11 protein-coding genes are annotated in these 13,504 nt (G+C 69.1%); 8 read left to right on the forward strand and 3 right to left on the reverse strand.

The features are described 5' to 3' along the window. Positions 1–72 precede the first annotated feature (72 nt). The 3 genes from AB7E03_RS00935 to AB7E03_RS00945 all read left to right on the forward strand — a co-directional run bounded on the left by AB7E03_RS00935 (position 73) and on the right by AB7E03_RS00945 (position 4,371). Positions 73–2,667, forward strand: a complete 2,595-nt coding sequence (locus AB7E03_RS00935) for a DEAD/DEAH box helicase (protein WP_489938447.1) — start codon at positions 73–75, stop codon at positions 2,665–2,667. Positions 2,668–2,827: 160 nt separating this feature from the next. Then, on the forward strand, positions 2,828–4,042 hold the full coding sequence (locus AB7E03_RS00940) for an inorganic phosphate transporter (RefSeq protein ID WP_441782766.1): 1,215 nt from the start codon (positions 2,828–2,830) through the stop codon (positions 4,040–4,042). Continuing rightward, positions 4,039–4,371, forward strand: coding sequence for a peptidase (locus tag AB7E03_RS00945; RefSeq protein ID WP_489938449.1), 333 nt, complete (start codon positions 4,039–4,041; stop codon positions 4,369–4,371). The genes AB7E03_RS00940 and AB7E03_RS00945 overlap by 4 nt, the downstream gene beginning before the upstream one ends. A 21-nt stretch (positions 4,372–4,392) precedes the next feature. On the opposite strand, the gene AB7E03_RS00950 is transcribed toward AB7E03_RS00945, so the two are convergent. Continuing rightward, positions 4,393–5,670, reverse strand: a complete 1,278-nt coding sequence (locus tag AB7E03_RS00950; RefSeq protein WP_489938451.1) for a uracil-xanthine permease family protein — start codon at positions 5,668–5,670, stop codon at positions 4,393–4,395. A 208-nt stretch (positions 5,671–5,878) separates the two neighbouring features. Between AB7E03_RS00950 and AB7E03_RS00955 the strand changes: the two genes are divergently transcribed. The 5 genes from AB7E03_RS00955 (at position 5,879) to AB7E03_RS00975 (ending at position 11,598) form a co-directional block, all read left to right on the forward strand. Then, positions 5,879–7,234, forward strand: coding sequence for an NCS2 family permease (locus AB7E03_RS00955; protein WP_489938453.1), 1,356 nt, complete (start codon positions 5,879–5,881; stop codon positions 7,232–7,234). A 94-nt stretch (positions 7,235–7,328) separates the two neighbouring features. Further along, positions 7,329–7,619 (forward strand): DUF4190 domain-containing protein, encoded by a 291-nt coding sequence (locus AB7E03_RS00960; protein ID WP_489938455.1) that lies wholly within the window; start codon positions 7,329–7,331, stop codon positions 7,617–7,619. 150 nt (positions 7,620–7,769) lie between these two features. After that, the gene (gene trmB, locus AB7E03_RS00965) at positions 7,770–8,453 is read left to right on the forward strand and encodes a tRNA (guanosine(46)-N7)-methyltransferase TrmB (protein ID WP_489938457.1); all 684 of its coding nucleotides are present in this window, start codon (positions 7,770–7,772) and stop codon (positions 8,451–8,453) included. A gap of 28 nt (positions 8,454–8,481) precedes the next feature. Continuing rightward, positions 8,482–9,864, forward strand: coding sequence for an aldehyde dehydrogenase family protein (locus tag AB7E03_RS00970; RefSeq protein ID WP_489938459.1), 1,383 nt, complete (start codon positions 8,482–8,484; stop codon positions 9,862–9,864). Positions 9,865–10,032: 168 nt separating this feature from the next. Next, positions 10,033–11,598: an aspartate ammonia-lyase gene (locus AB7E03_RS00975; RefSeq protein WP_489938461.1), complete on the forward strand. Its 1,566-nt coding sequence runs from the start codon at positions 10,033–10,035 to the stop codon at positions 11,596–11,598. Between the two features lie 70 nt (positions 11,599–11,668). On the opposite strand, the gene AB7E03_RS00980 is transcribed toward AB7E03_RS00975, so the two are convergent. Next, positions 11,669–12,580, reverse strand: a complete 912-nt coding sequence (locus AB7E03_RS00980; RefSeq protein ID WP_489938463.1) for an alpha/beta fold hydrolase — start codon at positions 12,578–12,580, stop codon at positions 11,669–11,671. 35 nt (positions 12,581–12,615) lie between these two features. Then, positions 12,616–13,491: a fumarylacetoacetate hydrolase family protein gene (locus tag AB7E03_RS00985; RefSeq protein ID WP_489938465.1), complete on the reverse strand. Its 876-nt coding sequence runs from the start codon at positions 13,489–13,491 to the stop codon at positions 12,616–12,618. Positions 13,492–13,504: the final 13 nt, after the last annotated feature.

Below are 13,504 nucleotides of genomic sequence, written 5' to 3' on the forward strand. Positions count from 1 at the left end.
ACCGCAAAGCTACGGCCGGCGGCTGTGCGCCGGCCACAAGCGGCCACGGCGACGTGGGAGGCTGGGGACATCATGTCCGACGACACCGCCCCGCCCAGCCCCCGACGGCTCCGCCTCGAGGACATCCCCGGGTGGTCCGGCCCCGGCTCCGTCTCAGAGGACGCGGTCTACGACACCTTCGTGGCGTGGGTGGAGGCGGGCGGCATCCGGCTCTACCCTGCGCAGGACGAGTCGGTCATCGAGATCGTCGGCGGCGCCAACGTGATCCTGAGCACACCCACAGGCACCGGCAAGTCGCTCGTCGCCGTGGCGGCGCACTTCGCCGCCCTGGCGCGCGGTGAACGCAGCTACTACACCGCCCCGATCAAGGCGCTCGTCTCCGAGAAGTTCTTCGCTCTCGTCGACATCTTCGGCGCCGAGAACGTCGGCATGACGACCGGCGACTCGGCGGTCAACGCCGACGCGCCGATCGTGTGCGCCACGGCGGAGATCCTCGCGAACCTGGCGCTCCGGCACGGCGAGGAGACGCCGGTCGGGCAGGTGGTCATGGACGAGTTCCACTTCTACGCCGACCCGGATCGCGGCTGGGCCTGGCAGGTGCCGCTCCTGACGATGCCGCACACGCAGTTCGTGCTCATGTCGGCGACTCTCGGCGACGTGAGCGCGCTCGCCGACGACCTCGAGCGTCGCACCGGGCGCGCCACCGCGTCGGTCACCGGGGTCGAGCGCCCGGTTCCGCTGCACTACTACTACGAGCTGACGCCGGTGCACGAGACCATCGAAGACCTGCTGCACACCGGCCAGGCGCCGATCTACGTCGTCCACTTCTCGCAGCTCGCCGCGCTGGAGCGAGCCCAGTCGCTCTCCAGCGCCAAGATCGCGAGCCGAGAGCAGCGGGATGCGATCGCCGAGCTGATCGGCGACTTCCGCTTCACCACCGCCTTCGGCAAGACGCTCTCCCGGCTGCTGCGTCAGGGCATCGGCGTCCACCATGCCGGAATGCTGCCCAAATACCGGCGGCTTGTGGAGCAGCTCGCCCAGCGCGGGATGCTGCGCGTCATCTGCGGGACGGACACGCTCGGCGTCGGTATCAACGTCCCGATCCGCACGGTGCTGCTGACGGCGCTGACGAAGTTCGACGGCACCAGGATGCGGCAGCTCAACGCGCGCGAGTTCCACCAGATCGCCGGGCGCGCGGGCCGCGCGGGCTACGACACCGCGGGAACGGTCGTCGCGCAGGCGCCCGAGCATGAGTCGGAGAACCTCAAGGCGATCGAGAAGGCGGGCGACGACCCGAAGAAGCGGCGCAAGATCGTCCGCAAGAAGGCGCCGGAAGGGTTCGTCTCGTGGGGCGAGCCGTCGTTCCGCCGCCTCATCGAGGCGGAGCCGGAGACGCTGACTTCCTCGATGCAGATCACCAGCGCCATGCTCATCAACGTCATCGGACGTGGGGGAGACGTCTACGGGCACGTCCGCGCTCTCGTGTTCGACAACCACGAGCCGTGGAAGCGGCAGCTCGCGCTCGCCCGCCGCGCTATCGAGCTGTACCGCTCGCTCCTCACCGCTGGCGTGGTCGAAGCGGTCCGCACCGGCGGCGAGGTGGAGGTGCGGCTCACCGTCGACCTGCAGCCCAACTTCGCCCTCAACCAGCCGCTGTCGCCGTTCGCGCTCGCCGCCTTCGAGCTGTTCGACATCGATTCTCCCGGCTATGCGCTCGACATCGTGTCGGTGGTCGAGGCGACCCTCGACGACCCGCGGCCGGTGCTCTCCCAGCAGCAGTTCCAGGCGCGCGGCGAGGCCGTCGCCGCCATGAAGGCGGAGGGGATCGAGTACGAGGAGCGGATGGAGGCGCTCGAGGAGGTCACGCATCCCAAACCCCACGACGTGCTCCTCCACGAGGCGTTCGCCACCTACGCCTCCAGTCAGCCGTGGGTGGCCGACTTCGCGCTGAGCCCCAAGTCGGTGGTGCGCGACCTGTACGAGCGCGCCATGACCTTCGGCGAGTTCATCGCGTTCTACAAGCTCGCGCGATCGGAGGGTGTCGTCCTGCGGTACCTCTCCGACGCCTACCGGGCGCTCAATCAGACCGTCCCGCTCGAACTCCGCACGGAGGACCTGCGCGACATCATCGAATGGCTGGGCGAGCTCGTGCGGCAAGTGGACTCCAGCCTGCTCGACGAGTGGGAGGAGCTCGTCCATCCCGACGCCGCCCGGCACGCCGCCGAGTCGAGCGAGCTGGCCCCGCCCGCGCCGCGGAACGTCACGACCAACCGCCGCGCGTTCTTCGTGCTCGTACGCAACGAGCTGTTCCGCCGAGTCCAGCTGGCGGCGCTCGACCGGGTGGACGACCTGGGCATGCTGGAGGCGGAGGCCGCGGCGCTCGCCGGCGGCGTCGCTCCCTCGTTCACCGCAGCCCAGTGGGATGCGGCCCTGGAGGCGTACTACGAGGAGCACGACGAGATCCTCACGGACGCGTCGGCCCGGGCTGCCTCCATGATCATCGTGGACGAGAAGCCGGAGGGCGCTGAGGGCATCTGGCGGGTGCGCCAGATCATCGCCGACCCGGAGGGCGACCACGACTGGGGGATCTCCGCGGAGGTTCTCCTGGAGGATTCGGCACGCGAGGGGGTCGCGGTGATCCGGGTCACGGGAGTCGGCCGGTTCTAGCCCCGCGGTGGGTGTGCCGATCGGTTTGACCTGACTGAGGCGCCATGTGAGTATCGTCACGGCGTCCTAACAGCGCTAGGTCCCTTGCACGAACCCCGGATGAATGATTACGTCTGAGTAATTCCCTCGGGGAACGGCATCCGACACGAGAAAGAGAACGGTGGACCTCACCCTCATCGTCGTGCTGGTCATCGCGCTGGCGCTCTTCTTCGACTTCACGAACGGCTTCCACGACACGGCCAACGCGATGGCCACCCCCATCGCGACCGGTGCCATGCGGCCGAAAGTTGCGGTCGCGCTCGCCGCCATCCTGAACCTGATCGGCGCGTTCCTCTCCACCGAGGTGGCGAAGACCATCTCCGGCGGCATCATCAAGGAGGGCGACGGCGGCGTGCAGATCACGCCGACGCTCATCTTCGCCGGCCTCGTCGGCGCCATCGTCTGGAACATGGTCACCTGGCTGTTCGGCCTGCCGTCGTCGTCCAGTCACGCACTGTTCGGCGGCCTGATCGGCGCAGCCATCGTCGGGGCAGGCATCCAATCGGTCGACTTCGTCGTGGTGCTCGACAAGGTCATCCTCCCTGCCGTCATCGCGCCGTTCACGGCCGGTGTCGTGGCGTGGAGCGCGACCAAGCTCGCGTACTGGATCACCCGCCGGTACGACGGGCGGCCGGACGGCCGCGGCGGGTTCCGCTACGGCCAGATCTTCTCCTCGTCGCTCGTGGCTCTCGCGCACGGCACCAACGACGCGCAGAAGACCATGGGCGTCATCACGCTGACGTTGATCTCGGCGGGCATCCAGCCGACCGGCTCCGGACCGGAGACCTGGGTCGTCATCGCGTGTGCCCTCGCGATCGCCATCGGCACGTACTCGGGTGGATGGCGCATCATCCGCACCCTCGGCCGCGGCCTCACCGAGGTGAAACCCGCGCAAGGCTTCGCCGCAGAGACGAGTACCGCCGCCACGATCCTGGCGTCCAGCCACATCGGGTTCGCGCTCTCGACCACGCAGGTCGCGTCGGGCTCGGTCATCGGATCCGGGCTCGGTCGCCGCGGGTCGTCCGTGCGCTGGGGCACGGCCGGACGCATCGCGATCGGCTGGCTGCTCACCCTCCCGTCCGCAGCGATCGTCGGCGGCCTCGCCGCGCTCCTGGCGGACATCGGTCCGATCGGCGTCCTGATCGACACGATCGTGGGTGCTGCGGTCGTCACCTACATCTTCTGGCGGGCCCGACGGAACCGGGTCACCAGTGAGAACGCCGTCAAGCCCGTTCCGCTGCAGGGCAAGAGCGAGGTCGCCGCCTCCGGCAAGGCCGTCAAGATCCAGAAGGTCAAGCCGCTGAAGCGGCCGCGCTCGCGTAAGGAGTCCGCATGATCGACTGGGCTGCCTTCGTCCTCGTCTTCGCCGCATCCCTCGTGGGCTCCTGCGTCGTCGTGGCGTTCTACTCGCTCGGCACGCGCCTCCTCGCGGCGGCCGGCCGGGCCCTCTTCGTGGAGCCCGTCGAGTTCACCGACGCGATCACCGTGCTGACACCCGAGAAAGCGGCCAAACTGCAGCGGAAGGCCGAGAAGGCCCAGCGCAAGAATCCGCTCACACCGGCCCAGAAGCGCCTCGCCCTGACCGGCGCCTACGCGTGCTTCACCGCCTGCGCCATCGCGGTGCTCTACGGGCTGTACCTGATCATCCCGTACTTCCACCAGTAGGCGGCGCTGCGGCGACGCGGATCAGTCGGTGCCCCGGGCGCGGGAGATCGCGTTCATCACGTGGTAGACGACGATCGCCGCGATGGCGCCCAGTGCGATCCCGTTGAAGGTCAGCTGGCCGAGGTTCAGCGTGAAGTCGCCGATGCCGATGATCAGTGCGACCGCGGCCGTGAACTGGTTCTTAGGCTTGGTGAAGTCGACCTTGTTGTCCAGCCAGATCTTCACGCCGATGATCCCGATGAGGCCGTACAGCGCGGTCGTGACGCCGCCCAGCACGCCCGCAGGGATGGTGTTGATCACCGCACCGACCTTCGGTGATAGGCCCAGCAGAACGGCGACGATGCCCGCCACCCAATAGGCGGCGGTGGAGTAGACGCGGGTCGCGGCCATCACGCCGATGTTCTCGCCGTAGGTTGTCGTCCCCGATCCGCCGAAGAAGCCGGCGATGGTGGTCGCGACGCCGTCGGCGAAGAGCGCGCGGCCGGTCAGCCGGTTCACGGACGGGTCGGTGAGCTGCGCGACACCGCGGATGTGCCCGACGTTCTCGGCGATCAGCACGAGTACGACCGGGAGGAACGCGGGCAGGATGCCCCACGTGGCGGCCGGGGAGGTGAACGGGTTCGCGGGCAGCGTGAACTGGGGGAGCCCGATCCAGGCCGCCTTGGCGACCCCGCTGAAGTCGACCTGGCCGACGATCACGGCGAAGACGTAGCCGACCGCGACCCCCAGGAAGATGGACAGCCGGCCCAGCATCCCGCGGAAGAATACCGTGCACAGGATGACGGCGGCGAGCGTGACGAGGGCCGTGATGGGCGCCTTGGCGAAGTTCGCGCCGGCGGCCGGGGCGAGGTTGAACCCGATCAGCGCGACGATCGCACCGGCGACGACAGGAGGCATCAGCGCGTCGATCCACCGTGTGCCGGTGCCGATGACGATGAGGCCGACGATGGCCAGCAGCAGGCCGGTGACGACGATCCCGAAGAGCGCGGACGGCATCCCGTTCGCCTTCGTCGCCGCGACGATCGGCACGATGAACGCGAACGAGGAGCCGAGATAGCTGGGGAGGCGGTTGCGGGTGATGACGAGGAACAGGATCGTCCCGACACCCGAGAACAGCAGCGTCGTCGCAGGCGGGAAGCCGGTCAGCAACGGCACAAGGAACGTCGCGCCGAACATCGCCACCACGTGCTGGGCGCCGAGCCCGATCGTGCGCGGCCAGGTGAGCCGTTCGCCGGGCAGCACGATCTCGTGCGCACCCACCTTCTTGCCGTCGCCGTGCAGCGTCCAGGGCAGTGCCATGCGTGTCCTCAACAGGTCTCGAGTCGGAATAGGCTTGGTGCTGCGCATTCGCGCATTCTCCGACGAACCTGAGTCTTCGCCGGGCCACCAGCCAACGATCCTACGGGAGTCCACCATTTCCGCTCCGACCAGCGCGCCCACCACATCCAAAGGGCGCTTCGACCGCTTTTTCGAGATCAGCGCCCGCGGAACGACCTGGGGCACCGAGGTGCGCGGCGGCGTCCTGACCTTCGTCACGATGGCGTACATCGTCATCCTGAACCCGCTCATCCTGGGCGGTACGAAGGATGTGGTCGGCCACACGCTCGGGACCACGCAGGTCGCCGCCGTCACGGCGCTCAGCGCCGGCGTGATGACCGTGCTGTTCGGCCTCGTCGCACGGCTGCCGTTCGCGTTCGCGGCCGGACTCGGCATCAACTCCTTCCTCGCCGTCAACGTCGTCAAGATCCTGACCTGGCAGGAGGCCATGGGCCTCGTCGTCATCAACGGCATCATCATCGTGCTGCTGTCGGCGACCGGCCTCCGGAAGCTCATCTTCAACGCCGTCCCTGCGCAGCTCAAGACCGCGATCACGGTCGGCATCGGCCTGTTCATCGCGTTCATCGGGTTCGTCGACAGCGGGTTCGTCCGTACGACCAACCTCTCGTCGCCGCCCGTCCAGCTGGGTGAGGCCGGGTCCATCGCGACGCTGCCGACCATCACCTTCCTGATCGCGCTGGTCATCATGGGCGTGCTCATGGCGCGCAAGGTGAAGGGCGCGCTGCTCATCGGCATCGTCGCCGCCACCGTCGTCGCGATCATCGCCGAGGCGATCTGGCACGTCGGGCCGTCGATGGGCAAGAACGCCGCCGGCTGGAACCTCACCGTGCCGCAGCTCCCCACCTCGCTCGTCTCGCTGCCGGACCTCAGCCTGGTCGGCCAGGTCGATCTCTTCGGAGCCTTCGGCCGGATCGGCGCACTCGCCGCCACCATGCTCATCTTCACCCTCGTCTTCACCAATTTCTTCGACGCCATGGGGTCGATGACGGGCCTCGCCCGCAGCGCGGGGCTCGCGAACGAGGACGGCACGTTCCCGCGCCTCCAGTCCTCGCTGATCGTCGAAGGGGTCGGCGCGATCGTCGGCGGTGGTGTCTCGGCCTCCTCGAACACGGTGTTCGTGGAGTCCGCGTCGGGCATCGGCGAGGGCGCCAAGACGGGCTTCGCCAGCGTTGTCACCGGTGCGCTCTTCCTGCTGGCGATGTTCTTCACGCCGCTCACCCAGGTGGTCCCGCTCGAGGTGGCGGCTGCGGCCCTCGTCGTCGTCGGTGCGCTCATGGTCGTGCAGATCAAGCACATCGACTTCACTGAGTTCTCCGTCGTGCTGCCCGTCTTCCTGACGATCATCGTCATGCCGCTGACCTACTCCATCGCGAACGGCATCGGGGTCGGGTTCATCAGCTGGGTCCTGATCCGGTCGCTCGCGGGCAAGGGGCGGGAGATCAGCCCGCTGCTGTGGATCGTCGCCGCCGGCTTCCTGGTCTACTTCGCGCGCGGCCCGATCGAGGGGCTGCTCGGGCAGGTCTGAGTCTCGCTCCTGACCCGGGCGAGGGGCTGACCTCAGGGTTCACTCGGGGGTTATCCGGATACCGGGCGCTGGCGCGAATCGCTTGACTGGATCCATGACCACCACCAGCACTCCGTACCCGTCCGTCACCCCCATCCGCACCCTCAGTACCACCAGCCTCGCGCTCGGCGTCGCCTCCATCGTCTTCGGGTGGACCCTCGTCGCGCCGATCGCCGGCCTCGTCGTCGGCATCATGGCGCTGAAGCGGGAGCCGGAGGGCAAGAACCTCGCCGTCTGGGGCATCGTTCTCAACGCCGTCATGCTCGCCGGTGCGGCGTTCTTCGCCGTCCTCGCCCTTGTGGGCATCGGGATCGGGTTCGCGGCGCTGCCGTTCGCGTTCCTGTAACCGAGACTCCATTGTCCGTGACCTCGGTCGCAGGCTCCCTCGGCGCTGGGGTCGCAGCACCGCTCCGCGCTGCTCATAGCTCCACCGCGCGGCGCTGCCGTTCGCCTTCCTCTGATCGGGCACTCACCCCGAGGCTGGGACAATGGGGGGATGGAACCATCCCCCCTTGTCCGGCCGCGCAGCTTCGTCGTCCGCGGCCGCAAGACCGAAGCCCAGACCCGGGCGATCGACGAACTGTGGCCGACCTTCGGACTCGACTTCGACGGCTCGCCGCTCGACCTCGACGCGGCGTTCGGCCGCACCGCACCGCGCATCGTCGAGATCGGCTTCGGCAACGGCGAGAACCTGCTCACCCTCGCCGAGCGGCATCCTGAGCGCGACTTCCTCGGGATCGAGGTGCACGGCGCCGGGATCGGCCGCGTGCTCGGGGCGATGCGGGACCGGGGGCTCACCAACATCCGGATCGTCCGGCACGACGCCGTGGAGGTGTTCGAGCGGGGCCTTGCGCCGCGCTCCGTGGACGAGGTCCTCATCTTCTTCCCCGACCCGTGGCCGAAGGCGCGGCACCACCGGCGGCGTCTCATCCAGCCGTCCGTCGCCCCGCTGCTCGTCGCGGCACTGGCCGACGACGGCGTGCTTCGGCTGGCCACCGACTGGGAGCCGTACGCCGAGCACATGATCGAGGTGCTCGACGCGCAGCCGGGGCTCGTCAACCTGGCGGGAGACGCCCACTTCGTCCCGCGCCCCGAGGACCGCCCGGTGACCAAGTTCGAGCGCCGGGGCGAGCGCCTCGGGCACGCGATCTTCGATCTCGCGTACCGTCCCGCCCGCTGACGCCTGCGCGGGTTCGTAGGATGAGCGCATGACGCATGCATCCACGGTCGACGCCCTCCGCTCCGCCTTCGACCGTGGCACCACCAAGCCGCTCGCCTGGCGGTTGGCACAGCTGCGGGCGCTGCGGCGGATGCTCACCGAGCGCGCCGCCGAGTTCGAGGACGCCCTGCTCGCCGACCTGGCGAAGAGTCCGACGGAGTCGCAGATCGCCGAGCTCGGTTTCGTGGTGGGCGAGATCGACCACATCCTGAAGCGTCTGCGCCGCTGGCTCCGGCCGCGCCGGGTGGCGGTGCCCGGGGCCCTCATGCCTGCGCGCGCGTCCACCATCCTGGAGCCGGTCGGCGTGGTGCTCGTCATCGCGCCCTGGAACTACCCCGTGCAGCTCCTCCTCGCCCCGCTCGTCGGCGCCCTCGCCGCCGGGAACGCCGTCGTGCTGAAGCCCAGCGAGCTGGCGCCGGCCACGTCGGCCGCGATGGCCCGCCTCATCCCTCAGTACCTGGATGCACGGGCCGTCGCCGTCGTGGAGGGCGGCGTGGAGGAGACCACCGACCTGCTGGCGCAGCGCTTCGACCACATCTTCTACACCGGCAACGGCCGGGTGGGCCGGATCGTCGCCGCAGCGGCCGTCGAGCACCTCACTCCCGTCACCCTGGAACTCGGGGGCAAGTCGCCGGTCTACGTCGACGGCACGGTCGACATCGCCGCCGCCGCGCGCCGCATCGCCTGGGGCAAGTTCATGAACGCGGGGCAGACCTGCGTCGCCCCCGACTACATCCTCGCCGACCGGTCCATCGTGCCGCAGCTGGCGGATGCCCTCGGCGGCGCGGTGCGGGAGCTGTACGGCGACGACCCGGCGCAGAGCCCGGACTACGGGCGCATCGTCAACGACCGGCAGTTCGCCCGCCTGACCGGGATGCTGACCTCGGGCACCGCGACGGTCGGCGGTCAACACGAGGCCGCCGGCCGCTACCTCGCTCCGACCGTCCTCACCGACGTCGCTCCCGACGCCCCAGTGATGGCGGAGGAGATCTTCGGGCCGATCCTCCCGATCCTGCCCGTCGACGGGCTCGACGACGCCATCCGCTTCATCCGCGCGGGCGACAAACCGCTCGCCCTCTACGTGTTCACGTCGAGCGCCACCGTGCGGCGGCGCATCCTCACAGAGACGAGTTCGGGGGCAGTCGGCTTCGGCGTCCCGGCGGCGCACCTCGCGGTCGCGGGACTGCCGTTCGGCGGGGTGGGGCAGAGCGGTTCGGGCGCGTATCACGGCGAGCGGTCGGTGCGGACCTTCAGCCATGAGAAGGCGGTGCTCAGCAAGTCGCTGAGCCCGGACACGCTGCAGCTGATCTACCCGCCGTACACCGAGGCGAAGGACCGCTTCGCGCGCGGCCTGCTGCGCAAGCTCGGCTGATCGACACCGTGTCGAAGGCGTCGACGAAGGGGGTACAGGCTGTCCACCGGGCCTTCCGGACCCAGGGGTAGGCTCGGCAGTGTGCCGGAGGCCACGAACGTCCGGCGCAGAACACTTGCCAACGCACAACGAGAGGCAACGGAGCCAATTGTGAACCCGACAGCGACCATGGACGATTCGAAGACAGCCCCCATCCCCGTCCTCACTCCGGAAGCGACCGAGGTGACGGACGCATCCGAGAACGTCTCCGACGTCCCGACCCCGAGTTCCGACGGGCGGCCCACCCGCACGGAGACCGACTCGCTGGGCAGCCGCGAGATCCCGGCCGACGCCTACTGGGGCATCCACACGTCGCGTGCGCTGGAGAACTTCCCGATCGCCAAGCGGCCCATCTCCGTCTATCCGGACCTCATCGTCGCCCTCGCCAGCGTCAAGCAGGCCGCGGCCCGCGCGAACCTCGAGATCGGCGTGCTGGAGCCGCACAAGGCCGAGCTCATCGACCAGGCCTGCCAGCTGATCATCGATGGCCGCTACCACGACCAGTTCGTCGTCGGCGTCATGCAGGGCGGTGCTGGCACTTCGACCAACATGAACGCCAACGAGGTCATCGCGAACATCGCGCTCGAGCTCGACGGCCACCAGAAGGGCGAGTACCGGTTCCTCAGCCCGATCGACGACGTCAACCGCAGCCAGAGCACCAACGACACCTACCCGACGGCCATCAAGATCGGCCTCACGTTCGCCCTCGCGCATCTGCTCGACGAGCTGGCGCTGCTCCGCGACTCGTTCGCGCACAAGGCGGACGAGTTCCGCAACATCCTCAAGGTCGGACGGACCCAGCTGCAGGATGCGGTCCCCATGACCCTGGGCCAGGAGTTCCACGGCTTCGCGACCACCCTTACCGAGGACCACGCCCGGCTCACGGAGACCAAGTGGCTGCTCGCGGAGATCAACCTGGGCGCGACCGCGATCGGCACCGGAATCACCGCCGACCCCGGGTACGCCTCGGCGGCGGTGCGGCAGCTGAACGCCATCACCCACCTGAATCTGGAGACGGCACCCGACCTGATCGAATCGACCAGCGACGCCGGCGCCTTCATGTCCTTCTCGGGCGCGCTGAAGCGCAGCGCGATCAAGCTGTCCAAGATCTGCAACGACCTGCGGCTGCTCTCCTCCGGGCCTCAGGCGGGCCTCGGCGAGATCAACCTGCCGCCCCGTCAGGCGGGCTCCAGCATCATGCCCGGCAAGGTCAACCCGGTCATCCCGGAGGTCGTGAACCAGGTGGCGTTCTCGGTCGTCGGCGCCGATGTCACGGTCACCATGGCGGCGGAGGGCGGCCAGCTCCAGCTCAACGCCTTCGAGCCGGTCATCGCGCACTCGCTGCTGCAGAGCATCACATGGATGGCGCAGGCCTTCCGCACGCTGCGCATCAACTGCGTCGACGGGATCACGGCCAACGAGGAGCGCCTCGGTGCGATGGTGGGTTCGTCGGTCGGCGTGATCACCGCGCTCACGCCGCACATCGGCTACGCCGCCGCTGCGGCGCTCGCCAAGTCGGCGCTGCTCACCGGACGCAACGTCGCCGACCTCGTCGTCGAGGCGAAACTGATGAGCCGCGAGGAGGTGACGCGGCTGCTGTCGCCCGCGCGACTCAGCGGTCTGGAGGTCATCACGACGGCCATTCCAGTCATCGAGTCGGACGCGATCCTGGAGGCGCGCGCCGAGCGCGATTAGGTCATCCCGACGCCATCATCTCTGGGACTGTTCGTATCCCCAAAGAGGAGGATCGGGGATGAGACGGAGCTCAGGAGCCGCGCGCCTCGGCCTCCCGGAACAGGGCGATCATGTCGCGGCCGAGTTGGTGCGGCGCCGTCTCGCACGGGCTGTGCCCCGTCCGGTAGACGGCGAGGTGGGCGCCCAGTGCTCGAGCGTTCTCTGCGTGCAGGTGAGTCGGCCACAGGTCGTGGTCGCCGGTCGCCACGAGCACCGGCACGCCGCTCGCCGCGACGGCCGCGCGCACGTCCGGCACCCGCTTCATCAGGCCGACGATGTCATCCACGCTGGAGCGACGGGTCGAGGCGAAGCGAGAGCGGACGAAGGCCAGCCGGCTGTCGGACACCCGGTTCTTGTTCGTCGTGATCCCCCAGATCATGAGCCCTGCGCCTGCGCGCCCGTTGAGCAGCCAGCTCAGCCAGCCGATGATGCGCACCCCGCGGAACGCCTGACCGGGCTCTGGAGGCGCGGTGAGCAGCGTGAGGGAACGGAATAGCTCGCGGTGCTCCACCAGGGCCAGCTCCGAGAGGATGCCCGCGAACGAGTACCCGAGCACGTGCGCTGGGCCGCCGTCGCGAAGGAACGCGACGACGTCGGCGACCAGCAGGCCGTAGGTGTAGCGGCCGCCAGCCACCGGGCCCGCCTCCGCCGATTCGTACTGCCCGGCCAGGTCGAAGCTCTGCACGTAGTACCCCGCGGCGACAAGGATCGGGGCGAGGAGGTAGAAGTCCTCCTTCGACCCCGTCACCCCCGGGATCAGCACGACGCGTGGATCGGCCGGATCGCCCAGGGATGCCACAGCGAGCTCCCCGCTGGGCGCACGGAACCGCGAGAACACCGTCCCCACCGGCGCGATGGACCAGTCGATGTCGGGCAGCGCGGCATCGAGACGTGCGGCCTCGTCATCCCCGCCCGTGATCGGACGTCGTTCCCCGATAGACACGTGGATACGCTAGCCCACACGAGCGTCGCCCGCCGCTAGGTGACGCGGCAGTAGGTGGTGAGGTAGCCGATCCCGCCGATCGAGACGGTCACCGTGGAACGGTCGCGGAGGAACACCGGGGGAGTGCGGGAGTAGCCGGCGCCGCCCGGGCTGCCGGTCGAGATGAGGGTGCCCGGCGGGATGGTCGCCGACCGCGACAGGAACTCGATCAGCTCGGGGACAGAGCGAACCATGTCGGCCGTGGAGGCATCCTGCAGGATCGCGCCGTCGACATTCGTCGTGAGCCACAGGTCCTGCGGGTCGGGGATCTCGTCGGCCGTGACGACGACCGGGCCGGTGGGCGTGAACCCGTCGAACGACTTGCAGCGCGACCATTGGGCCTCCGAGAACTGGAGGTCGCGCGCGGTGATGTCATTGACGACGGTGTACCCCCAGACGTGGTCGAGGGCGTTGCGGACGGTGACGTTGCGGGCGGGCTTGCCGATGATCACGCCGAGCTCGGCCTCGTAGTCGACCTGGGTGGAGAGGTCGGCCGGCCAGGTCGTGGTGCCGCCGTGCCCGGCGAGGGAGTTGGGCCACAGGTTGAAGACGGTGGCTGCCTTCTCGCTGCGCAGCTTCAGCTCGGACGCGTGCGCGGCGTAGTTCGCGCCGATGGCGATGACATGCGGTGGCCGCAGCACGGCGGAGGCGTGCCGCAGTTCGTGCACGTGTGGGAGCCCGCGACCGGCGGTCTCGGCCTCCGCGACGACCTCGCGCACCTCATCCAGCCCGTCGTCGCCCCGCTCGATCAGCTCCTGCAGATCGCGTGGCGGGCGGCCCATCACCTGGTCGAGGAAGAGGGCTCCGTCTCCGATGACGGCGGCCAGGCGGGGCCCGGGATCTGCGGCGGTGCTGAGGTGCGAGAATCTCACCCTCCCAGGCTAT

This window comes from Leifsonia sp. RCC_180, assembly GCF_058138205.1.